The 26140-nt window shown below is 42.9% G+C and carries 23 protein-coding genes; 12 read left to right on the forward strand and 11 right to left on the reverse strand.

Annotated elements, in window-relative coordinates:
- Positions 1-58 precede the first annotated feature (58 nt).
- Together V7K32_RS01060 and V7K32_RS01065 are read right to left on the reverse strand one after the other, a co-directional pair.
- Entirely contained in the window at positions 59-1690 is a 1632-nt protein-coding gene (locus tag V7K32_RS01060; protein WP_334989527.1) for a hybrid sensor histidine kinase/response regulator, read from the reverse strand.
- A complete protein-coding gene (locus V7K32_RS01065) occupies positions 1687-6438 on the reverse strand; it encodes a PAS domain-containing protein (protein WP_334989529.1) in 4752 nt (1583 codons plus the stop codon). The genes V7K32_RS01060 and V7K32_RS01065 overlap by 4 nt, the downstream gene beginning before the upstream one ends.
- 531 nt (positions 6439-6969) lie before the next feature.
- Here V7K32_RS01065 and ldpA point away from each other — a divergent pair.
- The 3 genes from ldpA to V7K32_RS01080 all read left to right on the forward strand — a co-directional run bounded on the left by ldpA (position 6970) and on the right by V7K32_RS01080 (position 10655).
- A complete protein-coding gene (gene ldpA, locus V7K32_RS01070) occupies positions 6970-8127 on the forward strand; it encodes a circadian clock protein LdpA (RefSeq protein WP_334989531.1) in 1158 nt (385 codons plus the stop codon).
- A gap of 92 nt (positions 8128-8219) precedes the next feature.
- On the forward strand, positions 8220-9953 hold the full coding sequence (locus V7K32_RS01075; protein WP_334989533.1) for a R3H domain-containing nucleic acid-binding protein: 1734 nt from the start codon (positions 8220-8222) through the stop codon (positions 9951-9953).
- Between the two features lie 60 nt (positions 9954-10013).
- On the forward strand, positions 10014-10655 hold the full coding sequence (locus tag V7K32_RS01080; RefSeq protein WP_334989535.1) for a hypothetical protein: 642 nt from the start codon (positions 10014-10016) through the stop codon (positions 10653-10655).
- Between the two features lie 158 nt (positions 10656-10813).
- On the opposite strand, the gene V7K32_RS01085 is transcribed toward V7K32_RS01080, so the two are convergent.
- Both V7K32_RS01085 and V7K32_RS01090 read right to left on the reverse strand, forming a co-directional pair.
- Positions 10814-11188 carry a DUF5615 family PIN-like protein gene (locus V7K32_RS01085; protein WP_334989537.1) on the reverse strand — a complete coding sequence of 125 codons (375 nt, stop codon included), beginning with the start codon at positions 11186-11188 and terminating at the stop codon, positions 10814-10816.
- 134 nt (positions 11189-11322) lie between these two features.
- Positions 11323-11553: a DUF433 domain-containing protein gene (locus V7K32_RS01090; protein ID WP_334989539.1), complete on the reverse strand. Its 231-nt coding sequence runs from the start codon at positions 11551-11553 to the stop codon at positions 11323-11325.
- Positions 11554-11801: 248 nt separating this feature from the next.
- Between V7K32_RS01090 and V7K32_RS01095 the strand changes: the two genes are divergently transcribed.
- A complete protein-coding gene (locus V7K32_RS01095) occupies positions 11802-12170 on the forward strand; it encodes a hypothetical protein (RefSeq protein WP_334989541.1) in 369 nt (122 codons plus the stop codon).
- Between the two features lie 135 nt (positions 12171-12305).
- Here the strand turns inward: V7K32_RS01095 and V7K32_RS01100 are convergent, their stop codons facing one another.
- From V7K32_RS01100 to V7K32_RS01120, 5 genes are all read right to left on the reverse strand, one after another.
- Positions 12306-13505: a Coenzyme F420 hydrogenase/dehydrogenase, beta subunit C-terminal domain gene (locus V7K32_RS01100; RefSeq protein WP_334989543.1), complete on the reverse strand. Its 1200-nt coding sequence runs from the start codon at positions 13503-13505 to the stop codon at positions 12306-12308.
- Positions 13506-13840: 335 nt separating this feature from the next.
- A complete protein-coding gene (locus V7K32_RS01105; protein WP_334989545.1) occupies positions 13841-14056 on the reverse strand; it encodes a DUF4926 domain-containing protein in 216 nt (71 codons plus the stop codon).
- On the reverse strand, positions 14049-14258 hold the full coding sequence (locus V7K32_RS01110; RefSeq protein ID WP_334989547.1) for a hypothetical protein: 210 nt from the start codon (positions 14256-14258) through the stop codon (positions 14049-14051). Before V7K32_RS01110 ends, V7K32_RS01105 begins: the two co-directional genes overlap by 8 nt.
- Complete coding sequence (locus tag V7K32_RS01115; RefSeq protein WP_334989549.1) at positions 14248-14688, reverse strand: PIN domain-containing protein; 441 nt, start codon at positions 14686-14688, stop codon at positions 14248-14250. The genes V7K32_RS01110 and V7K32_RS01115 overlap by 11 nt, the downstream gene beginning before the upstream one ends.
- The gene (locus V7K32_RS01120; RefSeq protein ID WP_334989551.1) at positions 14670-14828 is read right to left on the reverse strand and encodes a type I restriction endonuclease subunit S; all 159 of its coding nucleotides are present in this window, start codon (positions 14826-14828) and stop codon (positions 14670-14672) included. The genes V7K32_RS01115 and V7K32_RS01120 overlap by 19 nt, the downstream gene beginning before the upstream one ends.
- Before the next feature lie 130 nt (positions 14829-14958).
- Between V7K32_RS01120 and V7K32_RS01125 the strand changes: the two genes are divergently transcribed.
- The 5 genes from V7K32_RS01125 (at position 14959) to V7K32_RS01145 (ending at position 21421) form a co-directional block, all read left to right on the forward strand.
- Positions 14959-15378, forward strand: coding sequence for a hypothetical protein (locus tag V7K32_RS01125; protein ID WP_334989553.1), 420 nt, complete (start codon positions 14959-14961; stop codon positions 15376-15378).
- A 262-nt stretch (positions 15379-15640) separates the two neighbouring features.
- Positions 15641-17419, forward strand: a complete 1779-nt coding sequence (locus V7K32_RS01130) for a DnaJ domain-containing protein (protein ID WP_334989555.1) — start codon at positions 15641-15643, stop codon at positions 17417-17419.
- A gap of 524 nt (positions 17420-17943) precedes the next feature.
- Positions 17944-19395: a glycoside hydrolase 100 family protein gene (locus tag V7K32_RS01135; protein WP_334989876.1), complete on the forward strand. Its 1452-nt coding sequence runs from the start codon at positions 17944-17946 to the stop codon at positions 19393-19395.
- A 118-nt stretch (positions 19396-19513) separates the two neighbouring features.
- A complete protein-coding gene (locus tag V7K32_RS01140) occupies positions 19514-20941 on the forward strand; it encodes a 16S rRNA (cytosine(967)-C(5))-methyltransferase (RefSeq protein ID WP_334989556.1) in 1428 nt (475 codons plus the stop codon).
- 57 nt (positions 20942-20998) lie between these two features.
- Entirely contained in the window at positions 20999-21421 is a 423-nt protein-coding gene (locus tag V7K32_RS01145; protein WP_334989558.1) for a tellurite resistance TerB family protein, read from the forward strand.
- Between the two features lie 135 nt (positions 21422-21556).
- Here the strand turns inward: V7K32_RS01145 and psb35 are convergent, their stop codons facing one another.
- Positions 21557-21784, reverse strand: a complete 228-nt coding sequence (psb35, locus tag V7K32_RS01150; RefSeq protein ID WP_334989560.1) for a photosystem II assembly protein Psb35 — start codon at positions 21782-21784, stop codon at positions 21557-21559.
- Between the two features lie 273 nt (positions 21785-22057).
- Positions 22058-24343, reverse strand: a complete 2286-nt coding sequence (locus tag V7K32_RS01155; RefSeq protein WP_442938680.1) for a transglycosylase domain-containing protein — start codon at positions 24341-24343, stop codon at positions 22058-22060.
- 383 nt (positions 24344-24726) lie between these two features.
- On the opposite strand from V7K32_RS01155, the gene folK reads away from it, so the two are divergent.
- From folK to V7K32_RS01170, 3 genes are all read left to right on the forward strand, one after another.
- Positions 24727-25239 (forward strand): 2-amino-4-hydroxy-6-hydroxymethyldihydropteridine diphosphokinase, encoded by a 513-nt coding sequence (gene folK / locus V7K32_RS01160; protein ID WP_442938681.1) that lies wholly within the window; start codon positions 24727-24729, stop codon positions 25237-25239.
- Between the two features lie 68 nt (positions 25240-25307).
- On the forward strand, positions 25308-25856 hold the full coding sequence (locus tag V7K32_RS01165) for an NUDIX hydrolase (protein WP_334989564.1): 549 nt from the start codon (positions 25308-25310) through the stop codon (positions 25854-25856).
- A 7-nt stretch (positions 25857-25863) separates the two neighbouring features.
- Positions 25864-26100: an ADP-ribosylglycohydrolase family protein gene (locus V7K32_RS01170; protein ID WP_334989566.1), complete on the forward strand. Its 237-nt coding sequence runs from the start codon at positions 25864-25866 to the stop codon at positions 26098-26100.
- Positions 26101-26140 lie beyond the last annotated feature (40 nt).

The raw sequence follows: 26140 nt of genomic DNA on the forward strand, positions 1-26140 counted from the left end.
AGCGAACTCGGTTAATGAAGAGGGCAGTTCTTGCTCCCCTGCTTATAAAAATCACTAATCACTCTGACAGGGTTAACGGCAGTTGAACTATGAACGTTGTCCAGCCCTGAGAACTGGTAACTTCAATTGTGCCTTGGAGATATTCTACTAACTTCTTCACTAATGCTAAACCTAATCCTGTACCGCTATGTTGCCAGCGATCGCTTTGAGGAATTCGGTAAAACGGCTCAAAGATCCGAGATTGTTCTTTTTTAGGAATTATTACCCCAGAATTGCTAATTATGATTTGAAAGAATGAAACTTGAAGATTATTTAATATATCAGATTCAGCATTCTCATTTATAATACTTTTTGTGGTGTCGATTAGCCGAACATTCACCGTAATCTGTTCATTAGGAGGAGTAAATTTACAAGCATTTTTGAGTAACTCTGAGACAATTTCGGTCAAGCTAGCCAAGTCTGTTACTAAAGGTGATAAATTTGGAGGAACACTAACTTGGAAAGTCTGTTGCCTAACTCCAGCCTGTTGCTCAAAATACTCGGCAACGTGAGGCAGCCAAGTTTGCAGTTGAATTGAAGTTAATTCCAACGGATAGACATCTGCATCAATCATTCGCATATATAGTAAATTGTCTACTAAATCTAGCTCTTGTTCGCACTGTTCCCGCAGGATAGTTAAGTAGCGGCTTATAGATTCAGAGAAGGAAAGTTCGTTTGAATTTAAGATCCCCTGCCGATCAAGAAGATTTTCTAGCACGGAAATAGTCATTTTGATGTTTGACAAAGGCGTTCGCATTTCATGAGAAGTGGTTGCGAGAAAATCTTCTTTCAACTGATTTAGGCGTTGGAGTTCTGCCACTTGAATTTCTAGTTGCTGGGTACGTTCAGCTGCGAGATTGCGTTCTTCAGTTAGTCGTCGTTGTGTGTCATCCCGAAAAACTAGTACAGCTCCTGTAATTACACCATTATTATTTCTCAGCAAAGTAGCGCTATCAGCTACTGGTATAGTTTTTCCGTCTCTAGCAACTAGTAAGATCCGATTGCCTAAATAGATAGTAGTTTCTTGTTGCAGGGCTGTGATAATTGGATTTTGGGTGGGGATCTGAGTTTGTTCATCAACAAGCTTGAATACCTCGGTTAACATCTGTCCCTTGGCTTCATCGCATCGCCACCCTGTCAATGCTTCAGCAACCTGATTTAGGTACTTGATTGTTAACTGAAGATCGACTACAATCACCCCCTCCCCCATTCCTCGAAGCACAGAACTCAAAAATTGCTCGCGATCGTAACAATTGAGTGCTGTTTGAATGGCAACGTAGAGTTCTTGCTCCTTGATTGGTTTAAGAATATATCCAAAGGGAGATGTCAGCGTTGCCCGATCTACAGTACTCTTATCAGAGTGTCCAGTGACGTAGATAGCAGGAATTTGCAAATTATGCCAAATTTCTTCTGCTGCCTGGATGCCGTCCATTTCACCGCTTAACCTGATATCCATTAGAATCAGATTTGGGCGTAATTCGGTTGCTTTTACAACTGCCCCTTCTGCGGAATCGGCTATATCTAAAACAGTGTATCCCATAGACTCTAAACTTTCTTGCAAATTAATTGCAAGAATGTATTCATCTTCAACAATAAGGATTCTAATTGTCTCCTTTGTCTCTAGATTTAATGGGATGCAAATCGTGTTCATGCCCGGCTGTTTGTAAAAGTAATTTTGAACTGTGTTCCCTGGTGAGAGTTAATTTCGAGCTTTGCTCTTAGTTGCTTGACTAAACCCTGAATAAGGGTTATACCAAGTGTTTTAGCTTTCTTGCTATCAAAATTTTCAGGTAACCCAATACCATTATCTCGGATAACGAGTGTCAAAGTAGACTTTGATTCTTGAGAAAATTTAACCTCAATTTCCCCTCTCCGATTACCAACAAAGGCGTATTTTAAAGCATTGGAAACCAGTTCATTGATAATTAAACCACAGGGAATAGCGGTTTCGATGTCGAGGCTAATATTATCAACTTGAATCTTCAGTTGAATTTGGCTAGAACTGACATTATAGGAATCAAATAAATGAGTTGTTAAATCTGGGATGTATTGAGCGAAATCAATATCAGCGAGGTCTTCAGAGCGGTATAACTTTTCATGAACCAAGGCAATGGAGGCAATGCGGTTTTGGCTATCGCGCAAAATTGCAGTTACTAAAGGATCTTCTGTGCGTCTGCACTGCATTTGCAGCAAACTACTGACAATTCCTAAATTGTTTTTAACACGATGGTGAATTTCTTTGAGTAATACCTCCTTTTCTTTCAAAGAGGCTTTGATTTTTTCCTCTGCTTGTTTATTCTCAGTTATATCTTGTTGGACAGCGACAACGACGCTTCCATACTCAGGATGCTCAAAAATGCAAGCTTTCGCCCTACACCAGAACGGAGTGCCATCTTTTTTAAGATTATAAACTTCATAGGTTGCTTGTTTGTGTTGCAAGACAGCAGTCTTAATTGCCTGGTTAATTTCTTCAGGTGTATTATGTTCATCACCATAGTTGACAATCGACACATGCTGACCGATTAATTCACCAGATTCATAGCCAAACATCTGCTCAAATTTAGGATTAGCGTAAACAAACACGTCATCTGTGGCACGAGCTAGACAAATTCCCTCTCCCATATTGCGGGTAATCACTGCTTGCAGTTGTAACATCTGTTCAGCACGTTTGCGATCGCTGATTTCAACTACAACAATGCCTATGCTAATGGGTTGATCGGTTTCAGACTGAATCGGAAAGTAGGAAACTAACCAAGTCCTGATTATACCTGGGAATTTTGGGGTTTCTCCACTGATTTCTAAATCCAAAATCGGTTCACGCGTTCTCAAAACATGTTGAAACACCTGCTCCTGTTTTGGTGCCAAATCAGGGACAACATCCCACGGTGTCTTGCCAATATGGGCGGCTGCGGGAATGCCATTAATTTTTGCTAATGCTTCATTAATGAATGAAAAACGCAGTTCCCCATCAAGAATGGTTATACCAACAGGTGCGTTAATCATAAAAGTATCTAATAACTTTTGCTTGTGAGCCAGTTCTCGCTCCAAAATCTTGCGTTCTGTGATGTCGATCGCTACCCTACCCACTAGCTTTTGTGCAGACAATCCCACAATCGGGAACTTATATACCAAGAACTCTCCAAGGGTGCCGTCTGGTCGGGAAGCAACTTCCATCGCCTCAATTACCTGATTTGTCTGTATAACGGTCTGAATGCGATCAAAATGCTGCCGAGCAATTTCATCTGGGTAGAGGTCAAAAATGGATTGTCCAATCACCTGTTCGGGTAGTAATTTGAATGTATCCAGGGATGTTTGGTTTAAGTAAAGTACACGCCCGTTTGGATCGGTGATCCAAGCTAGCACCGGGCTATTGTTCATAAATGCCTGGAACCGCGCTTCACTTTCTTGCAGGGCTGCTTCTGCTTGCTTGCGTAAGCGAAGCTCGTCGTAGACATCGCTGATATCAATAATTACCCCTAACATCCGAACAGCCTCACCTGCTTCGTTGTAAATGCCGCGTCCTTTCCCCATCAGCCAGTGAACTTTGCCATTGGGATAAATCGCTCGATATTCACCTTCAAAATTAGTATGTTGTGCTAAAGCATCTAATAAAGCTTGTTCAATTCGGTCAACATCCTCTGGATGAACCCGATCGCGCCATCGCTGATAGCTGGCTGTTAATGTTTCTGGCTCTAAACCTAACAAACGAAAATGGTTGTCATTCCAGATAACTTCATTTGTTTTAACATTCCAATCCCAGATACCGATGTGGTTAAATTCTAACGTTAGTCTGAGTTGTTCTTCACTTCTGGCTAAGGCTGCTTCAGTTTGTTTGCGTAAGCGAAGGTCATCGTAGACATCGCTGATATCCCGATGAGTACCAGTCATCCGCAAAGGGTTACCCTGTCCATCTCGGATTACAACTTTACCGTAGTTGGCAATCCATTTGCATTCGCCCGATTTAGTTCGGAGTCGATAGTTAAATTTGTAGAGGACTGAATTATCCTTTAAGTGATCTGCTAAGATTTTCTCAACCCAAGGCAGATCGTCTGGATGAACTAATCGCTCCCAAGTACTAAAATCCTGTGGAAGTTCATCGAAACTGTATCCAAGCATTTCTAAATAGCGCGGGCTGTAATAGACCTCTTGAGTGAGAATATTCCAGTCCCACAAAGCATCCCCAGAAGCTTCTAGTGCTAATTGTAATCTTTCTTCACTTTCTCGGAGTTTTTCCTCAGCTTGTTTGCGTTCGCTAATGTCTCCAAGTGAACCGACCAATCGAACTGGATTTCCTTGCTGATTCCAGATACCTTTGGCCCGCGATCGCAACCAGCGATAATTGCCATCTTTGCACCGCAGACGATACTCAACATTATAATCGGCAACTTGCCGAAGCAAATAAGCTTCTTGTGCAGCCATTACTCTGGTATAATCATCAGCATGAATGCGAGTACTCCACTCATCATCGCAATCGCTGATTTCGTTGGGTTCATATCCCAAGATTGTGAACCAACGCTCAGACCGGAAGGTTTCATTAGTAGTTATATCCCAATCCCAAATTGCTTCATTAGTACCTGCGATCGCTAATTGCCAACGTTCTTGACTTTGGCGTAATGTTTCTTCAGCTTTTTGGCGATCGCGCAATGCAACTTCCTGTCCGGTGACATCTTGGGCAGTACCATAAAGGCGGATTACCTGTCCATCGGCGTTCAATTCTGCATGTCCAATGGCCTCAAAGTAGCGATGAGAACCATCTGGCTGGGGTACACGGAGAATTTCTTTGTAGGATTCACCAGTGGCGATCGCTTGCTCAACAACTTGGTGCAATTTCTCCCCATCTTCAGGGTGATACAATTGCAGATTTTCCTGATAATTTGGCTCAAGTAGTGCGGGTTCTCGATTGAAGAGGTCAAAAAGCCCCTTCGACCAGGTAATTTTGCCACTAGCAAGTTCAAACTCCCAATTACCAAGACCAGCAACTCGCTGCGATTCTTCTAGCAGGGTTTGACTTTTGCGTAGTATTTCTTCACTGCGCTTGAGATCGGTGACATCTATCACCAATCCATCCCAAACCACACGCCCATCTTTCAACTGATGTGGTGTAGAGCGAAAATGAAACCATTTGAGTTTACCACTGGGCGTTCGGATTCGCAGTTGAATATCAAATACAGACAGATTCAGGCAAGACTCTGCAACGGCTGCTTGTAGGCGGGGGATATCCTCTGGGATAAACTGGCGATAAAGCAGAGATGAATCTTTGAGTGCATCTTCTAGCAAGACTTCCATTAGTCTTTCAATTCCCCGACTCAGGTAAGAAAAGCGATCGCTACCATCCAATTCGCGGATCACCCGATAAACTGCGCCATTGGACAGATTATTTCCAATCAAGTACAACATGACTTCACGTTCAGACAAGGCGAGTTCTGTTGCTTTGCGTTCGGTGATATCTCGCCCTTCTGGAATCAACAAAACAACTTGGCCTGTCTCGTTTGGCAACGGACGCAGTGAAAAATCGATTGTTGCTACTCGGTTATTTGCGCCGAGAACATCAACTTCATAGCGGACAAATTCTCCTTGAGCTGCACGAGCGATCGCTTGTTTTAATTCTTGTTGAGTTTGAGGTGAAATCGTCCACCAGTGTGCTTCCCAAAAAGGGCGATTAATCACATCTTCAAGCTTAAGTCCGCCAAAACTTAGCGCAGTCTGGGTCGCCTCCAATAAAATACCATCTGGCGTTAGCAGTCCTGTTAATTGGAAAGTGTTATTGAAAATTGCCCGGAATCGGCGATCGCTTTCCTGTAGTGCAGTAGTGCGTTCCTCCAGTTTGGCTTCTAACTCAGTCTTGAGGGTTTGTAGGTTGTCGTGAAGTTGGGCTTGTTGGATAGCGATCGCTAGTTGCACCGTCAGTTGGTTAAGGAATTCTACCTCAAATGTTTGCCATTCGCGGGGGGCAGAAAATTGATGCACGATGAATAACCCCCATTCAGCTGCTATCCCTTGGTTCTCTAACAAAATAGGCACAACTAAATTTGCCTTGACTTGAAACTGTTCCAATTGAATATGGCGATCGCTTAAACCAGCTTCGTAGATATTCGTCGCTGTCGAGATTTTTCCTTGGCAGTATTCTTCCCCTTGGCTATGCTGAAAATGCTCCCTTTCCTCTTGTTCAATCTCCAGTCCCAAGGTTGTTGTCCATTGGGGTAAAATCGACTCTGCCACCACCTTACCCCGCATCTGATCGGTAAATTGATACACCAACACGCGATCGGCCTTGAGTAACTGGCGGACTTCTTGGACACTTGTAGCAAGGATATCTTGAAACTTTTTGGACTTGAGAATATCAAGAGCGATCGCTCCAATCAACTTTTGTTGTTCCTGTAGCTGTTTTAGCTGCTGCATTAATTGTAATTTTTAGCTTTTAACCTACGTATAAGTACTCAATCCTTTGTTCCTCAAACGCAACTTCACTCATGGAACCCCGGCAGATGAGTGGCTCCCCAACCTACATTGGAGTTATTTTTTAGGCAAAACCTACACAATATTGGAATAACTCCAAACTCCAAACTCCAAACTCCTAACTCCTAACTCCTAACTCCTAACTCCAAACTCCTAACTCCTAACTCCTAAGTAGGTAGGCAAGATAAAACCTACCTATGTAACGAAAAGTAAAATCTCTGTATTTGGCTCGTAGTTGCGCCCTCTTGCGCTTTAGCGCAACTACGAGCCAGTGATAATTATTTGCGCCCACTTACTTAACTCCTAACTCCCAACTCCTAACTCCAAACTCCAAACTCCTAACTCCTAACTCCAAACTCCTAACTCCTAACTCTTAACTCTTAACTATTTTGCCCGAAGCCCTAAATCAAGAAATCCGGACTTTTTCTTGATTACAGACTACTATTTTTAGTCGCATAAACGCATAATAGAATAGTGACTGATCTGTTCGCCCCTTTACAATCTCTCAAACAAGGTGACTGGTTCAAGCTGATCTGCGGAGCCAGCTTCCAGCATTTACCGGCAGTCAGAAGTTTAACGTTAGCCTATACTTTGGCGGGCGCTGACTGCATAGATGTTGCAGCTGATCCAGCCGTAATTGCAGCAGCGCAAGCAGGGCTACTTGTAGCTAAATCTCTGGCTACGGATGCTCAAAAGCGAGGCTTTAGCTACAAAGGCAACTCACCCTTTTTGATGGTAAGCCTGAACGATGGAGAAGATCCCCATTTTCGGAAAGCAGAATTTAATCCTACTGAGTGTCCTAGAGACTGCCCTAGACCCTGTGAACGGATTTGTCCGGCACAAGCAATCGTGTTTAATAATAAAGAAAACTTTTCGGGAGTAATATCACAAAAGTGCTATGGCTGCGGTCGTTGTATACCAGTTTGTCCTTATGGTATAATTGATACAAATTCATATATGTCAACGCCCGGAGCGATCGCGCCATTGGTAATCTCAACGGGAGTAGATGCCGTAGAAATCCATACAAAAGTCGGGCGGTTGACAGAATTTAAGCAATTATGGCAGGCAATTTCACCGTGGGCTGATCAATTAAAGCTATTAGCTATCAGTTGTCCTGATGGCGAGGGGATGATTGACTACCTAAGAGCAGTATATGACCTGATTAGCCCACTCAAGAGTGCCTTAATTTGGCAAACCGACGGTCGTCCCATGAGTGGTGATATTGGCGATGGCACCACAATAGCCGCGGTGAAATTAGGGCAAAAAGTTTTGGCAGCTGAGTTACCAGGATATGTGCAGTTAGCAGGCGGGACAAATAGCTATACCGTTGCTAAGTTAAAGGCAATGGGACTACTCAAAGAGGCAGAGGTCCAGGGGGCGGGGGGCAGAGGAGAAGAATTTTTCCCCCTGCTAATAGCTCCCTGCTCCCCCTCCTCCATCGCTGGGGTCGCCTACGGTAGCTACGCCCGCGTACTGCTGTCACCAATTCTTGAACAGTTAGAGAATAAGGAGGTAAATAACACCAATGTGCAAACGAATCTTCGCCTCGAAGAAAATGATGTATTACTTTGGCAAGCTGTAAAACTTGCCCATTCTCTCGTTTCCCAGATAAAGTCACAGTACGAGCGCTAATCGCTATATGTTTTGAGCATTAGGATGAGCATCTAAGAAAGAGCGAAGACCGAAAGTATTGATTTACGTTGTTTCCGTCACCAATAGAAAGCATGACGATTACAGACGATCTCCAAAAGTTATTAGATATTTTGCCCCAAGACCTGCAACAAGTACTAGAGAGTCATCCCAAACGAGATAGTTTAGTAGAAGTGGTCTTGGATTTGGGTCGTCGCCCAGAGGCTCGGTTTCCTAATCAAGCTGAGTATCTGAGTGAAGTACCTGTTACTCAAGAACAGATAGATGATTGTATTCAACGAGTTGGAATCTTTGGCGGAGATAATCGAGCAGGAATTGAGCAAACTTTGCATCGGATCAGCGCCATCCGCAACCGCACGGGTAAGATTATTGGCTTGACCTGTCGCGTTGGTCGAGCGGTATTCGGAACCATTGGCATGATCCGCGATTTGGTAGAAACTGGTAAATCGATTCTCATGCTGGGGCGTCCAGGCGTGGGCAAAACTACTGCCTTACGGGAAATTGCCCGTGTTTTGGCGGACGATCTGCATAAACGGGTAGTGATTATTGACACCTCCAACGAAATTGCTGGGGATGGTGATGTTGCTCACCCCGCCATTGGTCGCGCTCGGCGGATGCAAGTGGCTCATCCAGATCAACAGCATCAGGTGATGATTGAGGCAGTGGAAAACCACATGCCAGAAGTCATCGTCATTGATGAAATTGGCACAGAACTGGAAGCTTTAGCGGCTCGTACCATTGCCGAACGGGGTGTACAGTTGGTAGGTACTGCCCACGGGAATCAGATCGAAAATCTGATAAAAAACCCCACCTTGGCTGATTTAGTTGGGGGTATCCAAGCAGTGACGCTGGGAGACGATGAAGCTAGACGGCGAGGTTCTCAAAAGACTGTTTTGGAGCGGAAAGCCCCTCCTACCTTCGAGATTGCTGTGGAAATGTTGGAGCGCCAACGCTGGACAGTACACGAAAGCGTAGCTGACACAGTAGATAATCTGCTGCGGGGGCGTCAGGCTACCCCACAAACAAGAACCGTTGATGACCAAGGTAAAATCGCTGTTACAAGGCAGTTAGCTGTTGTCAATGGTCGCGGTGGACAGCTAGCGACAGTGGAAGAATCTTTCCCACCGGCGCGACCGTCTAATGGCTGGCGTTCATCTGGACAAATGGTAGCACTGCCGCAATTGCCTGTAGAGCGGGTGACTGGGCGCAGTGAGTTTGACCGTTTGCTGGATGAATCCTTCAATTATTCTGAGACCATTGATTTTGATGCTGCTACCAGACAGCCTGGGCCAAATGGTGAAGATTTGCCCCTGCACGTTTATCCTTATGGGGTTAGCCGCCATCAACTCGAACAGGTGATTAGTGTGTTAACTTTGCCCGTGGTCTTGACAAAAGATATAGATAGTGCTGATGCAATTTTAGCACTGCGATCGCACGTCAAAAACCACGCCAAATTACGCCAAATGGCCAAAGCCCGTCATGTACCCATCCACATGATTAAGTCCAGCACCATTCCCCAAATTACCCGTGGTTTGCGGCGATTGCTGAACATGGACGATCCCGAAATGGCCGATGACCTAGAATTGCAACTGTTTTTGCACAATGGTAGCGATGATGAAATGGATGCCTTGGAAGAAGCTAGACTTGCTGTTGAGCAAATTGTGATTCCCAAAGGACAGCCAGTGGAGTTATTGCCGCGTTCTCCCCAAGTTCGGAAAATGCAACATGAGTTGGTAGAACATTATCGCCTCAAGTCGCATAGTTTTGGTGAAGAACCAAATAGAAGATTACGGATTTATCCGGCTTAACCTCACCCCCAACCCCTCTCCGAAAAGGAGAGGGGATGTCACTAAAAGACACTTAAGTTAATGTCCTATAGAGAGTTTTCTTTAAGAAAAGTAAAACAAGACTTTAATCTTATCCTAGTTGAAGGTGGGCGATTTTTACCTCCTATAGAACCAATTTCACCGAGTCCTCTGCTGGCTGAATTTTTAGCAGAAAGTATCCAGTTAGCAATTGCAATGGGTTCTGAAAAAGCTAGATCAGAATTGATTATCAGCCCAATATTGTTTGAAGTCCGAAAAATTCTCAACAGACAAATCAGTTTTTTTTCTGGAGAAGAATTTAATGTTGAACCAGAAGTTGGACTGGTGGGATTTTGCGATTTTCTAATTAGCCTTTCGCCAGAACAGTTATTTATTGAAGCCCCAGCAGTGGTGATAGTGGAAGCCAAAAAGGAAAATCTTAAAGGTGGTTTGGGGCAGTGTATTGCAGAAATGATCGCCGCCCAAAGGTTTAATTCTAAATACGAAAAACCGATTGCTACTATCTACGGTAGTGTTACTAGTGGTAACTTGTGGACGTTCCTAAAGTTAGAGGACAGCACTGTAACTATTGATTTAACTGAATATTTAATTAGTCCAGTAGAGCAAGTCCTAGGTATTTTAGTGTGGATGATTCAGTCACAATCAACTTACAGCAGTTTTCATGTATTTAGACCACAATTATAAGACCTAACCCCCAGCCCCTTCCCTGCAAGGGAAGGGGAGAAAATCAAAGCCTCTCTCCTCGTAGGAGAGAGGAATGGAAGTGAGGTCTATTTGTGGTTCATTTACCTGAAAATCGCTGTAAGTTGAGGTTTTACTAGGATGGCCTCTGTAACTACAAATTATCTCATCGGCAATCTACGGGTACGTACACTAGCATCTTCTATAGTTACAGCACCACCTTCCCTAAGTATTTGTTGTACTTGAGAAATTGTGTTCATGAGCCTTTTAGTAATGATGTCTGGGTCAGTTAATGATAATCTCAACGTGACTAAGCTTGGTTGACTGTAGCCTCCCAAGGCTAGCAACATAGAAAAGTCTAAATCTTGAGTTATAACAACTCTATTTTCCTGGCGGGCAAATTCTAAGATTTCCAAATCGGATGTAGTTGCAGGCAAAACATCAGAGACTCGAATAATATCCCATCCTTCCCCTTGCAACGCAGCTACAGTCTGAGGTGAAATATTCATGTCTGCTAATAGCCTGATATCAGTCATACTATGTCCGCATAATTAGTTATGATTCTCACAATCATTTCACCCCACCCCCAGCCCCTCCCCTTGCAAAGGGAAGACGAAGCGTAGTTTTGATTTAATAAGTAATTAAACGGACATGATATCACAGATATTCGTCAAGCAGTTGGGACTATCTGAATTTGATCGGAAACAACCCAAGCGGCGTATTTGAGTGCCTGCTGAATATCTTCAGCTTCTAGTTCTGGATAGGCTTGTAATACGTCTGCCACTGACTTACTATTCGCTAGCATCTTGAGGATGACACTAACAGTGATTCGCATACCCCGAATAGTCGGTTGCCCCAAGCAAATATTAGGATTAAGGGTGATGCGATCAAGTTTTTCCATGTTTCTCTGCGTGCAGCTGCCTTGCAGTTCAATTATAGTGCGTACACGCGCTAATTTATCTAGTTTAACCGTTGTAGTCAGCGATCGCCTCTTTATACTTTTTAGTATTTTTTAACAGTAATTTTACTTCTTCATCTCACAAAAAATTGTAAATAAAAACCGTGTTGACTCTGAAGCCAAGAATGATGTTTCTGTTGAATCATTAAGGTATTTAAGCTAACCACATACTTGTAAAAATACTGAAAAAAATGGCGACTGACTTTAATCAAAACCAAACCCCAGATTCTCCTTGGAATCCTTTCCTGCCCACTAAAAGAGATATAAGGAGAACTGAAGAACTAGCAGAAAAAAGCCCTGTAGTTGCTGGTATATTAACATTTTTTCTTGTCCCTGCTGCTATGATTTATCTCAACAGAGGAGTAAATAATCTGAAAATTCTTGGATATGTATTTGTCACTGCTTTTATGGTAAGTATAGTTTCATACAAAGAAAACGATGCTGGAAAAATGGAAGGAATGAGTAATCTAGTTGGATTCTGTGGACAAGTAGCTATAATTACCGAGAATGTCAAAGCAGTTACTCTAGCCCGTAAGCGATTAGCTTCTAAGCAGTCTTAATAATTACCAAGTGTTAAGTACTGTACCTCAGCAAAAAATTCCAAACAAGCTTTTACTACTTAGTATATAAGTTTGCCACTAGAGAAAAAAGCCTGCTTTTGCAGGCTCAGATATATTTAACACAAAGGCGAAACACTACTCCGGTAACTTATATTGCCCAACAATACGCTTGGCAAATTCTGGAACATGCGCTTCTAATTTCTCTGGATAATTTCGCTTTACATACAAATAATTCCGAGTAAAGTGAGAATCAATGGAAAACCGCGCATATTCCAAACCCTTGGGGCCGATTCTTTCGATTACCACACCCATGAGTTTTGCCGCCCACATCGGCAGGGTAACGCCTTTATCGTAAGCGGGAATACTTTGCTGTACAGCTTCCTTCCGGTTGCCTTTAGATGTCACTGGTTGAGTATCTAACTGGTCTTTCACCAAATCCAGCATTTCCTTACCTATGTCATTTCTAACTACAATCCATTGCCAGCCGAAGGGTGCGCCCATATAGCCAACGACTAAATCGGCTAGGGAGTTGACGTAATCAAAGCAACTCATACAAGATGGGGCAAAAACATCTTTAAGCTGGTTAGTCTTCAAGCCAAAGAAAGGCACAGTTTCAGATGAGCCATCCTCATGTTTGAAGTGAACCCGGAAGTCTTGCATGAATTCGTAATGCACAACTGTATCAGGCGATCGGCTGGTGGTTTCTAAGAATTTTTGCAGACCGGCGCGGTTCACATTATCTACGCAGGGTGTACCCAAAACATACAGCTTTTCTAAACCAAGTTGTTTTTCTACGGCTCGTAATGCCTGGATTTGACAACCAACACCAATTACTAATAGCCGTTTCATCCCCGATTTTTCTATCTGTTCCAACACAGAAAGGTTCGGGGAAAGTGTTGGTTTATTTACCCGCGCTGCTAGTATTTCTTCTGGAGTCCGGGCGATGATCGGCATGGGTTGAAAGCGGTCTTCTTTGGTATTTTGCACACAGACGACACCTTCAACTAAGCCGCGATTGAGCATTTCAATGGCGATGCTGCTAACAATACCCGTCCATTGTGCGCCTTCGATGGGCTGTTGTTTCCGCGCCGCTATCATGTCTTGATGAACACCAAAGTAGAGTTCATCGGGGTTGTCGAGATGGCGCGATCGCGTGTGTGTTTCTTCTTCAAGTTCACCTATCTGCTGATTAATAAAAGCGCAGGCTTCCTTGACATAGTGGATATAGTATGTATCGCATAGCCCACACTCGCTACAGAGTTCTTTAGCAGGGCGGCGGCTAGTAGGTTTTAAGGCTTTGGCTTTTTTGTGCTTGCTAGAATCAACTGAAGTCATATAAATTTTTTGTTTTATTCAGGAATAGCTTTTATTACAATACCTTCACTGGCTATGAACTTCACGATAGAGATTGAACAAGAAGAAGATGGACGCAATAAGCTCAATAAAAATGATAATCGTGTGTGGGGGAGGGGAGTTAAACCAATAATGTTTTTCCACAATCGGCTGGTGATATAAAGTCATTAGCTGATTAGCATTTAAACCCACATTCCGCACTTCAAAATGTATTATCTATCTTTTCAATAAAAATTCCTAATAATGTTCAAATTATTAAGTATTAATATTGAATACCATTGGCGATTTATGTTGTTGATTTAACCATTTTTTTCCACCTATGGGAAATCTACGCATATTACACGATGAAGTGCGGAAAGTCGGTTTAAAGTTTCTACTGCATAAGCTCGTCCTGTTAAGTCGCTGAATTCTACTTCAAAAACTCCAGGCTCATATTCATCTACAATCGTTCCTACTTGGCCGCGATATAACTCCAATTCTGGTAAGTCTTCGGTTAGGGCAACGACATCTAAAAATTGTAAATTATCATTCATTGTCTTGATAAGCTTTAATTTTTTCGTACAAGCTATCAACATCCTCCTGAGCAAACAGCTTGTCTTTTAGTTGTAAATAATCACCTTCGCCTAATTTACAAGCTGCCCAAAATTTCATCACTTTGGATGGCTCTAAATGTGCGAGTAAAACCTGTATTACTTCTTGTAGGTTTTGCTGTTCGTTAATAACTTTAATTGTCATTTTCTATATCCAAAATAAAATCAGTGGGGTTGATTGTTTTGAGTGTTAAACCTTGACAGCGATTGATTAATCTCTTATCGCAAGTGATAAAATAATCACTTTGAGAAGCTTCGGCACAAGCAACGTGGAGAGCATCAATGGCTTTAGTCCCTTGTTGTTCTAGGTGTTTTGCTCTCCCTCTAATGTTTTCATCTAGCAATACTCTCAATGTAGCTATTTGTAAGTATCGCTCCATTGACTGTTGGTTTATAGGAAAAGGGTTACGGCTATTTTCATATTCTAGAACTGAAGAACTAACTAATTCTATTAATTTTGCTTCGACCATTTGTAAAATAAAGATGACAGCTTGTGTTTCTAGAAATACTTTTGGCTGTGTTTGGTCATCAAAGGGGCGGTTATAAATACTTGTGTCTAAATAAACTCTGGCCATTTAAGCGCCTCTAATACTTTTTCAGCTTCTTTGACGCGGATTTCGCCTGATAGGAGTTTGGGGAGTAAGGTGTCACGGATAGATGCAAGTACTTTTGACTGTAAACCATTTGCCTGTCGTTTTTTAAAGAACTGACTCACTATTGTCTCAAGAGAATTTTGGCCTTTTGCTGCTTTGCGTAAATTACTGGTGACGTTGTAGCTTATGTTTCTTAAGCTGAGGTAGATCGCTTCCGTGATTTATCAACATTAAATTAAGACAATAAATCTTATGCAACGTTTATTTCAAAAGGCTAAAAGACTGATTTCGATGTGTATAGTTACACTACTTATAGTGACTAGCGCTCTGACTATTTCACCTGCTCCAGCTAGGGCATTAGGAGATGTAAAGATAGAAATCTTCAAGTGTGAGTCAGAATGTGGAAATATGACGGCATTTGCTGCGGGAGTGGCTTCGGGCAGCGCGGTAACGCTGGTTGCTACGGGACACGCGGCAACTCTAGCAGTGGCTGGGGCTGCGGTTAGTTCAGCAGTAACAACGGCTGCAAGTGGAACTATAGCCGCCGCGGGGGCTGCGGTTGGTTCAGTCGTAGCAGCTCCGGTATTAGTTCCAGTAGCCGTAACAGCAGGAGTTGGCTATATTGGATACCGCGCATGGGAAGCTCTTAACCACAGTGAGCCAAACGCTTAAATTTAGTTTATTACAAGAGTTGTGCAAGATTAAATTTAAACTTTGCACAGTACCTCTGGGACAAATATTATTTTTAGCCCTTCGGTGAACTTACCGAAGGGCTTTCACTATTTCATAAATCTCTCTTCCTCTGCTTTCTCTGCGCCTCTGCGGTTTATTAAAAACTTACATATCCTATCAAGATTTCATAAATTTCCCTGAAGTCAGAAAAATTTATTAAGTCTATGCTGTAAGGAACTTAAACTACCTATAAATAAAACCAGTGACACAAAACTCTAAAACAGGTGCAGCATTTATCGCAGGCGGAACCCTAGCAGGTGCTGGTGTTTCTGCAACTGTAGGCGGGATGGGATTAGCAGGCGGATTTGGTGCAGTTGGTATTGGTGTAACTCCTGTAGTAGCTGCTGGCGCTGTGGCTGGTGCAGCTGCTTATGGCGCAATTAATGCGATCGCACAGGGAGATGCAGCTGCTTTTGGTACAATAGGAATTGGTGCAGTCGGCGGTGCTGGCATTTATAACGTCGTCGGTGGTATGGGTTTAGTCGCACCTAAAGTAGGGCTGGCATTTGGGATTGGTGGAGTACCGATGGCAGGAATTGGTGCAGTGGTGGGACTCGCCGCCTATGGGATTGCCAAACTGTTAGATGAATCGGGAATTAGCGAAACTCCAGCACAGCTTTTTGAACGAATGGAAGAAAAAGTTTTGCTGATGGACTACTATTCCGAAGCAGTGATGGAATTAGAAGCATTTTTATCTGGTGAGGATCTCAACCAAAAATTTGCTGCTTTGGAAGTCGAAGATGAGTTACAAGCACTTAAGGCTGAATTCAAGAAAAAATCAGAATTTGTTACCCCTAAACCTTCTATTCCCAATATTGAAGTAGAAAGAATATCTCTGACAACCCAGCTACCTGAAACCTGGAGATGTGTACGCACACTCAAAGGACACTTAGCGGCAGTTAATGCGATCGCTATCAGTCCTGATGGTACTACCTTAATCAGTGGCAGTGATGACAGACAAGTTAATTTGTGGAATTTGAAAACCGGAAAATGGCTTTACACGTTCTCTGGACAAGCAGAGGCAGTTTTATCTGTTGCTATCAGCCCTGATGGACAGCAGATTGCAAGTGGTAGTGTCGATTGCAAAATCAGCAGTTGGCAGATGGATACAAGAAAATTTCACGGGACATTCTTTTATTTAAGTTCTCCTTACAGTCATAATGGCTTTGTTAACTCGGTAGCATATAGTCCTGATGGGGCAATTCTTGCTAGTGGTAGTGCTGATAAGACAATTAGAATTTGGGGACGCTACACGGGAACAATAAAACGCACCTTAAATGGACACTCAGATCCAGTTTTGTCTGTGACAATCAGCCCCGATGGTAAAATCCTTGCAAGCAGTAGTGCTGATAAGACAATTAGAGTTTGGGATTTAAAAACTTGGCAACAGCGTTATATTCTCACTGAACATTTGGGAGCGGTGAATACAGTTATTATTAGTCTTAACAGTCAAACTCTTATTAGTGGTAGCACCGACACCACAATAAAGCTGTGGAATCTCCAAACTGGAGAATTACTCAGTACTCTGGTTGGACACTCAGCAGCAGTTTTGTCTGTTGCCATCAGCCCCGATGGAAAAACTCTCGCCAGTGCCAGCAGAGACAGTATCATAAAACTTTGGAACCTACATACTGGGGAACTGCTACAAAGTCTTTCTGGGTGTAGTCCTGTTGCTTTCAGTGCTGATGGCAAAACGCTGGTAAGTGGCAGTAATGGCGGAAGCATCAAGATTTGGAGTCAAATACCAAACTTTGATAAATTTACTCTCGACTCTGTATTATCTGGGGAATGGTGGGAAGTCTTGGGTGTAAATCAGAGCGATCGCCCCAAACATGTCAAACTTGCTTACCTTCAATTAGCAAGATTGTATCATCCTGATATCAACAGTTCTACAATCGCAAAAGCCTCAATGCAAGCAATTAATCAAGCTTATAAAGAATTCCAGGAGCAGTTAAACGCTCACCAATGTCAAATGCGGTAAAATATATAACTCTTCAGAAGTATTGACATCTTGACTTTTTGAATAATTCATCTTGCATATTTTGAAAAAACGTTATAAATTATTAGATTATAGGGGAATAATCTGACTTCTTAGTGTCAAAAACTAATCCGGATCAAGTAAATATACTGCAACTAATTTTAACTTCATGCAAATCCTAAACAGCACTGAAGATATGTTCTTATTTGGTAAAGCAAAAATTCTGTACATGAAACGGAACAATAAATAATCTAAAAATATATCTTGTGTGACTGTTTTAAAATCATGTTACTGCTTGCGGTGAGGAACAACAACTATAATTCACCAAAAGAGTAATCTATTATAAGCAAATTAACTAACAATAAAGCTGCATCTGTAAGCCGATTTATTCGTTTTTAGTTGATTAATTTTTCTCCAAATTATATTTGCTATTCAAAGAATCGTTTTTGTTATGCTGAGAATGGCAAAAATAATAAATGAAGACGCATCTACCACAAATTCACAATCCAAATGGAGCTATTCTGGCGATGCATGTAAACGAATTGGAAACTACTGAAAATTTAAAAGAAGTCGAAGAAGCTTGGCGAACACTAGAAAAATCAATTCTCTATTATCAGGGACGGCCTGTTGGGACGGTAGCCGCTTATGATGCATCTGTAGAAGCGCTTAATTATGACCAGTGCTTTGTTCGGGATTTTGTCTCTTCAGGTCTAATTTTTCTGATCAAAGGTAGAACAGATATTGTTCGCAATTTCTTAGAAGAAACCTTAAAATTACAGCCTAAAGAAAGAGCATTAGATGCCTATAAGCCTGGACGAGGATTAATTCCAGCTAGCTTTAAAGTTGTATCAGAAAATGGGCAAGAATATTTAGAGGCTGATTTTGGTGAACATGCGATCGCTAGAGTTACACCCGTAGATTCTTGCTTATGGTGGATTATTTTATTGCGTGCTTATGTAGTCGCCACAGAAGATTTTTCTCTAGCCTATCAACCTGAATTCCAAAATGGTATCAGGTTAATCATGGAAATCTGCTTGGCGAATCGTTTTGATATGTACCCAACGCTGTTGGTTCCTGATGGTGCTTGTATGATTGACCGTCGTATGGGCATTTATGGACATCCTATAGAACTACAAGTACTTTTTTACACGGCATTGCGTGCATCTCGTGAACTGCTAGTTTGCCAAGGTAATTCTGATATTGTTGCAGCCATTGATAACCGGTTGCCTCTTTTATGCGCTCATATTCGCCAGCATTATTGGATAGATATTAATCGCCTGAATGCAATTTATCGCTTCAAAAGTGAAGAATATGGCAAGGGTGCTATTAATCTGTTCAACATATATGTAGATTCTGTTCCCTATTATGAATTAGATAAGTGGCTGCCAAGAAAAGGTGGTTATCTAGCAGGTAATGTCGGTCCGTCGCAGCTAGATACTCGCTTCTTTTCACTCGGAAACTTAATGGCAATCATTTCAGACTTAGCCACCGAAGAACAGTCACAAGGAATTATGACTCTCATTGAGGAACGATGGGATGATTTGGTGGGAGATATGCCAATGAAAATTTGTTTCCCAGCTTTAGAACATGAAGAATACAGAATTGTAACTGGATGTGACCCTAAAAATATCCCCTGGTCGTATCATAATGCTGGTAGTTGGCCAGTTTTAATGTGGATGTTAGCGGCGGCGGCGGTGAAAACTAACAAAACAAGTCTTGCACAAAAGGCTATTGAAACTGCCCAAGGACGCCTCAGTACAGATGAATGGCCAGAATATTACGACGGTAAGAAAGGGCGACTAATTGGCAAACAAGCTCGCAAATATCAAACTTGGACAATTACTGGATTCTTATTAGCAAAAGAACTGATGGCAAACCCCACTTATTTACCATTAATCAGCTTTGGTAAATTACCAGCAGAACAGGTTTCGAGAGCATGTGAGTTTGAAATCGCCAGTGTAGACCCGTATATGACTTGATAGGGAAGTTAGGAGTTAGGAGTTGGGAGTTAGGAGTTAGGAGTTAGGAGTTAGGAGTTAGGAGTTGGGAGTTGGGAGTTAAAATACAGAAGCCTCCTGACTCCTGAATTAAGTTTCCATGACAAACCCCCGTCAACTAGCTTTTATCGCCCTGCGAGATGTTCATAAGGGGGCTTATGCTGATGTTGCCTTAGATAGAGTGCTGCAAAAAGTTAGTTTGCCTGATAGCGATCGCCGCTTGCTGACAGAATTGGTTTATGGAAGCGTCAGAAGGCAGCGCACTCTTGATACTCTCATCGATCAACTCGCCAAAAAGAAATCTCATCAACAACCGCAAGACCTCCGTACTATCTTACATCTGGGCTTCTACCAACTGCGTTATCAACAGCGTATTCCCGCCTCAGCTGCTGTTAATACCACCGTCCAACTCGCTAAAGAAAACGGTTTTTCTGGACTCACAGGTTTTGTAAACGGTCTATTACGCCAGTATCTTAGAAAAGCAGGGGGAGCAGGGGGAGCAGGGGGAGCAGGGGGAGCAGGGGGAGCAGGGGGAGCCAGGGAAGAAAATACTCCTTTATCCCCCCACATCGATCCGTTACAACTTCCAGAAAACCCAGTCGAACGGTTGGGTATTTTACACAGCTTTCCTGACTGGATTATTCAAGTCTGGTTAGAACAACTGGGTTTGGTTGAGACAGAACAACTGTGTAAATGGATGAACCAAACACCAACAATTGACTTGCGTATCAACCCACTTCGCATTTCCATCGAAGAAGTTGAGGCGGCTTTGCAATCTGTTGGTATTTTGGTGAGACGGATTGCTCATTTACCTCAAGCTTTACGATTACTTGGTAATGCTGGGTCAATTCAAAAACTACCTGGTTTCAAAGAAGGTTGGTGGACTGTCCAAGATAGTAGCGCCCAATTGGTAAGTCATTTGCTCGACCCCCAACCCGGTGAGGTGGTAATTGATGTCTGTGCTGCACCAGGGGGTAAAACAACCCACATTGCTGAGTTAATGGCAGATAAGGGTAAAATTTGGGCTTGCGATCGCACTCCCTCTCGGCTTCGCAAACTCCAAGAAAATTCTCAACGGCTGAATTTACAATCTATTCAAATTTACACTGGTGACAGCCGCCACTTCAACCAATTTAAAAACACCGCAGACCGGCTATTATTAGATGCTCCATGTTCTGGACTAGGAACTATGCACCGTCATGCTGATGCTCGTTGGCGACAGACACCAGAATCTGTCCGGGAACTTTCGGTGCTGCAAAAAGAATTATTAACACATACATCAACTTATGTCAAACCTGGTGGTGTACTAGTTTATGCCACCTGTACATTGCATCCAGCAGAAAACGAAGAAGTAATTTCGGCATTTTTAGCTGAGTTTCGTGATTGGCAAATTCAGTCTCCAAGCGGCTTTGAGTTGCCTGTGTCTGGATATAGCACGCCTCAAGGTTGGTTTAAAGTCTGGCCTCATAGACAGGACATGGATGGCTTTTTTATGGTGCGCTTAAGAAAAACCAATAATTACGAATGAATACTGTTTGGGATTGTACTATTTGGTGGAGGCTTGAATCTACCAGAGGAGGCAGCAATGGTTACCCCTTACAATGTCAAAAACTTAGTTAAAATCCTGATTGGAGCCGCCTGGATTGATGGCAGAATCCAACCAGAAGAACGGCAATATCTCCGCGAAATAGCTCAAGCAAAAGGTTTGGCTAACGATCCAGAAATTAAGCCTTGGCTGTATGAATTCGTTCCTGTACAGCCAAAAGAATGCTATGAATGGGTGCGGGAGTATTTAGGCGATCGCCCCAGTCTTGAAGATTGTGAAAATCTAATTGAAGCAATCAGTGGCTTAATTTATAGCGATGGCGAAGTTGCCGTCGAAGAAGCCAGACTCTTGACCCAATTACAGGATATAGGGAAGCCGAATGATTCAACTCAACCGGCTCACAATGCACTTCTCAAACAAATTCAAAAGCTTTACCGTCGTTGGGTTGACGTGCAAAACTAATCATAGTCAAAAGTCCATAGTCTAATAACTAATAACTAATGACCTTCACGGGTGATGCCTCCGGCACGCCAAGGGCGAACGCCAGTCACTCATGGGGGAAACCCCCAAGACCGCGCTGGCTCACTAATGACTAAATTATGACTTCGGATCGCCCAGACCCGGAGTTTCTTCTTTATCAACCTTAGGCACAAAATCAGGACGCTCTTTGCTTTCCCAACCTGCGGGGCGTTTCGAGTTGTACCAAGCTATTGAACCAATGGTTACAGCAGCAATAAAACCAACGACATACACCAAGGTGAAAGCAAAAGGAAACTGACCACCACCTGTTGCAACTGAATCTGCTGCCTGCATCAATATAAGCATGAGTATATTCTCCAATGTTAAGTAACACTACTTGACACACTATAGAATGAGCGTATCACTTAACATCCCTCTGGAGTTTAGTTTGAGTAACTTCATATTGCATAGAAAAGAGGATGGGGGCAGTTCTTGCTGGGGGATGAGGGAGCAGGGGAAGAAGAACTATTGATTATTGACCAATTCCCAATGCCCACTTGCCCTGAGCGACTTATGCCAAGCGTTGCCAAGGTAAGCCGTTCGCGTAGCGTCTCCAAGAGTTGGGATGCCCAATGCCGATTAGTTAGAAGGTTTAAGTCTATCGCGCCAGGATGGCTGTGATGATGAATCTGAAGAACCGGAACTATTTGCCGGAGAAGACGAGCGCCGACTTCTTTGAGGCGTGGGAGAAGAATCAGATTCTCCTCTTCTAGATCGCCTCTGTGGACTTGATGATTCTGAGGAAGAGTTATTGGAACTTGATTCTTCGGTGCGTAGGCGTAGCCCGCCGTAGGCATCGCGCCTTCTGTGTCTTGGGGTATAATCGCTCGATTGCTGTTCTTCTTGAGAATAGCTCCTCCTCTTACGTCTCCTAGATGAACTACTATCTTCAGAATTAGAATTTCTAGCAGTTTGCCTTTCCCCTTTTGAGTCATTCTCATCAGAAGAGATAGAACGATTCAGCACTTGTTTGGGCTTGATGGTCTGGGCTTTGATGGTGCCTTTTCGACCTTCTAAATTGGGACGTTTGGGAAACTTTTCTATCGGCATCCCTTCTGCGGCTTTTTCCATAAATTCGTGCCAGGTGTAAGCCGCACTACCACTACTGCCGTCTGTGGGGTGGTTATCATCGTTACCTAGCCAAACGCCTGTCACCATTTGGGGAATGTAACCAATAAACCATAAATCGCGGGCTTCATCGGAGGTGCCGGTTTTGCCTGCAACTGGTCTATTACCTAATTGAGCAGCAGCACCAGTCCCCTCTTCTACGACGTTGCGTAACATCCAAGTCATGATGGCGGCACTGTCAGGGTCAAGGGCCTGTTGTGGCTTGAAATTAGCTGACCAGATCACCTTGCCTTGGCGGTTGAGGATGCGAGTAATACCATGAGGCTCTGTGTGCAATCCCTGAGTAGCAAAACTGCCATAAGCGCTGGTCAACTCTAGCAAATTCACTTCATTTGAGCCGAGAGCTAAGGAGTAGGTGGGCTTTAACTCAGATTTTATCCCCATATCATGGGCAAGTTTAATTGTTGGGGTAAACCCTACATCAATCAACACTTTGACCGCAATAATATTAACAGAGCGGGTGAGGGCATCTCGCATGTTCATGGAACCGTGGAACTTTTCACTATAGTTTTTCGGTTCATAACCATCTACGACAAAGGGCGCATCTTCATAGCTATCGTAGGGGCTTTTACCGCTAGCGATCGCAGTGGCATATACAAACCCTTTAAATGTCGATCCTGGCTGCCGTTGTGCCTGAGTAACCCGATTAAACTGGTTTTTACCAAAGTCTTTTCCCCCAACCATTGCCTTAATTTCACCGTTGCGGGGGTCAATGGCTACCATTGCTCCTTGCTTAAAGCTCTCCCACCGTCCTTGATTTCGCAGGGTTTTGGCAACTGCTTCTTCTGCGACTTTCTGCCAAGTCGGGTTCAGCGTAGTTTCTACTACTAATCCCTCACTTTTTAGCACGTTAGCAGAAACATACTTCGGCAATTCTTTTTGGATGTAGCTGGTAAAGTAGGGTGATTCTACTTGCACTCGCTTGGGTAAACTGGTTTTGAGAGTCAGTGGTTCTTGGACTGCTGCCTGCCTTTGTTCTGGTGTAATTATTTTATCTTCTTGCATCCGTTGCAATACTAAGTCCCGCCGCCGTTTTGCCGCTTCTGGATTCTTGTCTGGAGCGTATAAGCTAGGAGCAGGGGCTAATCCAGCTATCGTTGCCATTTCGGCTAAAGAAAGCTGGTCTGGCGTTTTACTAAAGTATACCCAGGATGCATCTGCCACACCATAAGCTCCACCTCCCAAATAAACCAGATTTAGGTAACGCTCTAAAATCTGATCTTTGGTTAATTCATTCTCCATTTTTTGTGCTAGACGGATTTCTTTGACTTTGCGCCAGATTGTCTGTTCTTGTTTCAAAAACAGAATCCGCGCTAGCTGTTGGGTGATGGTGCTAGCACCTTCTACCACACCTTGCGATCGCAAATTATTCAAACCGGCTCTGGCAATCCCTTGTGGATCAAATCCGTTGTGTTGCTTAAATCTTCTATCTTCTGAGGCGATGAAAGCTTTTTTTAAATTATCTGGTATTTGTTCCAGCTTTAGCTGTTCTCTGGCCGTTTCACCTTGTTGTTGTAATATAGTTCCATCAGCAGCTTTTATGGTCAGTGTTTGCTCTCTAACCACGGCATTCAACTGTGCCTGATCTGGCAAAGTCCGATCTATTAAATTGATGCCGTAGATGAAGGCAGCTATCCCACCACCTACACCCAAGCCTGCCCAAAACCAGATGCGACGATAGAGTGGTTTACCACGAGTTGCCTGATTAGCCTTCATCCTAGATGGGAAAATTTTCATTTGCTCAGTAACTGCCTCGCCTGCGCCAGATGTGCTAGTGGTAAGCTTCTCATTTGTTCCTCCTTGTCCAGAGTCACTCAAATTAGTTGGTCTTCGCTTGAACCAGGAGGTAAGCTTCCCCACGTCAGTTCCTCGCTCAAAGTAGCAAATGTATAACCACCATTAATCAGCTTTGGGGTTATAGCACTACCTCTGTGTTAGTATAATATCCTATAAATAATTAACTAAATTCACTATAAAAAAAAATAATGTCTTTTAGATTTGATTAATTGAGTTTTGTAAAAAAATTGCAACTTTGATAACTATTCGGAATATAAAACTTATTGGCATTTTTTGGAACTGGTATACCGAAGTATCCCCATATACAGCCCAACTCTAGGTTAATTAAGGCGAGCTACGCCGAAGCAGAGCTAAGAAGAAGCGCCGTTGCCCTTGGTAGTAATATCGGCGATTCACAGACAATTTTAGAAACAGCTATAGAAACTTTAGCCCAAACCCCAGGTATTGTCTTAGAAGCTAGATCAAATTGGTATCAAACCAAAGCTGTCGGTCCCCCACAGCCCGATTACCTAAATGGCTGCGTCACATTGCAGGTAGAAATCACAGCCCAAGAGTTATTAGAAACTTTGTTAGGAATTGAACAACAATTTGGGCGTGTGCGTCAGGAACGCTGGGGGCCACGAATCCTGGATTTAGATTTGTTATTATTTGATGACATTATTCTTGATACACCAAATCTTCAAATTCCGCATCCACGAATGCGGGATCGAGCTTTTGTGTTAGTTCCACTGGCAGAAATTGCCCCAGATTGGATAGAACCAGTATCCGGGTATGTTATTAAAGAACTGCTGAAAGATGTAGACTGTTCTGATGTACACTTATTGATGGGCAATTAAAAATACCATCATTAAACGCAGAAGAAGGCTGATTTCACCTCTGTATTCACAGATAATCAGATTTTATTATGCCATTAGGTAGAGAATTACCACAACTACTAAGACAGCGCCTGTTTTATAAAGGACGCAAATTTGATTTTGAAGTTAATCGCTTGCGTTTGCCTAATAAATCAGAAGGAGAATGGGAATGTATTCGTCACCCTGGTGGCGCTCTAGCTGTGCCGATAACGCCAGAGGGTAAACTTGTTCTCGTGCGCCAGTATCGTTTTGCAATTCAGGGACGGATATTAGAATTTCCGGCGGGAACTGTAGAACCAACTGAAGAACCTTTAGAGACGATACAGCGTGAGATTCAAGAAGAAACTGGCTATAGTGCCAAAAAATGGGATAAACTAGGCGAGTTTTTCTTAGCTCCCGGCTATTCTGATGAAATTATCTATGCTTTTCTGGCACGAGATTTAGAAAAGCTGGAAACACCACCACCACAAGATGGAGACGAGGATATCGAAACTGTGTTTTTGACTCCCGAAGAATTAGAGAAAGCGATTCTGGAGGGAGAGCCGGTAGATGCTAAATCAGTTTCTAGCTTTTTTATGGCGCGTCCGTTTTTAGTTTGATCCGAATATGCTGCTAGAGTTAGGGATTGCAAATGCTTACGGTGCACGCTTTGAATATAGTGACGAGATAATCGTTAACAATGATTTTAGTCGATACGTCGAACATCCGCGTTTTCAACTCAATCCTGGCAACTACACCGACGACACCCAGATGAGCATTGCAATTGCTGAAGTAACTACATTTTTTCGATATTCTTACAGTAATTCAGGTAAACATAAAGCTACTCTAACCTCCACTAGCTGAAAGTTGGGGTAGTAAAGTACACATTGTCGGCTTAACTATA

This window comes from Nostoc sp. (genome assembly GCF_036917635.1).
Lineage (GTDB): Bacteria > Cyanobacteriota > Cyanobacteriia > Cyanobacteriales > Nostocaceae > Nostoc.

Bases quoted from the DNA above. Each gene is read 5' to 3' on its own strand.
- V7K32_RS01170 (WP_334989566.1), top strand. From the start codon at position 25,864: ATGCTGCTAGAGTTAGGGATTGCAAATGCTTACGGTGCACGCTTTGAA.
- V7K32_RS01110 (WP_334989547.1), bottom strand. From the start codon at position 14,258: ATGACAATTAAAGTTATTAACGAACAGCAAAACCTACAAGAAGTAATA.
- V7K32_RS01085 (WP_334989537.1), bottom strand. From the start codon at position 11,188: ATGACTGATATCAGGCTATTAGCAGACATGAATATTTCACCTCAGACT.
- V7K32_RS01065 (WP_334989529.1), bottom strand. From the start codon at position 6,438: ATGCAGCAGCTAAAACAGCTACAGGAACAACAAAAGTTGATTGGAGCG.
- V7K32_RS01090 (WP_334989539.1), bottom strand. From the start codon at position 11,553: ATGGAAAAACTTGATCGCATCACCCTTAATCCTAATATTTGCTTGGGG.
- V7K32_RS01100 (WP_334989543.1), bottom strand. From the start codon at position 13,505: ATGACTTCAGTTGATTCTAGCAAGCACAAAAAAGCCAAAGCCTTAAAA.
- V7K32_RS01060 (WP_334989527.1), bottom strand. From the start codon at position 1,690: ATGAACACGATTTGCATCCCATTAAATCTAGAGACAAAGGAGACAATT.
- V7K32_RS01155 (WP_442938680.1), bottom strand. From the start codon at position 24,343: ATGAAAATTTTCCCATCTAGGATGAAGGCTAATCAGGCAACTCGTGGT.
- V7K32_RS01105 (WP_334989545.1), bottom strand. From the start codon at position 14,056: ATGAATGATAATTTACAATTTTTAGATGTCGTTGCCCTAACCGAAGAC.
- V7K32_RS01095 (WP_334989541.1), top strand. From the start codon at position 11,802: ATGGCGACTGACTTTAATCAAAACCAAACCCCAGATTCTCCTTGGAAT.
- V7K32_RS01115 (WP_334989549.1), bottom strand. From the start codon at position 14,688: ATGGCCAGAGTTTATTTAGACACAAGTATTTATAACCGCCCCTTTGAT.
- V7K32_RS01075 (WP_334989533.1), top strand. From the start codon at position 8,220: ATGACGATTACAGACGATCTCCAAAAGTTATTAGATATTTTGCCCCAA.
- V7K32_RS01135 (WP_334989876.1), top strand. From the start codon at position 17,944: ATGCATGTAAACGAATTGGAAACTACTGAAAATTTAAAAGAAGTCGAA.
- V7K32_RS01165 (WP_334989564.1), top strand. From the start codon at position 25,308: ATGCCATTAGGTAGAGAATTACCACAACTACTAAGACAGCGCCTGTTT.
- psb35 (WP_334989560.1), bottom strand. From the start codon at position 21,784: ATGCTTATATTGATGCAGGCAGCAGATTCAGTTGCAACAGGTGGTGGT.
- V7K32_RS01080 (WP_334989535.1), top strand. From the start codon at position 10,014: ATGTCCTATAGAGAGTTTTCTTTAAGAAAAGTAAAACAAGACTTTAAT.
- V7K32_RS01140 (WP_334989556.1), top strand. From the start codon at position 19,514: ATGACAAACCCCCGTCAACTAGCTTTTATCGCCCTGCGAGATGTTCAT.
- V7K32_RS01125 (WP_334989553.1), top strand. From the start codon at position 14,959: ATGCAACGTTTATTTCAAAAGGCTAAAAGACTGATTTCGATGTGTATA.
- V7K32_RS01145 (WP_334989558.1), top strand. From the start codon at position 20,999: ATGGTTACCCCTTACAATGTCAAAAACTTAGTTAAAATCCTGATTGGA.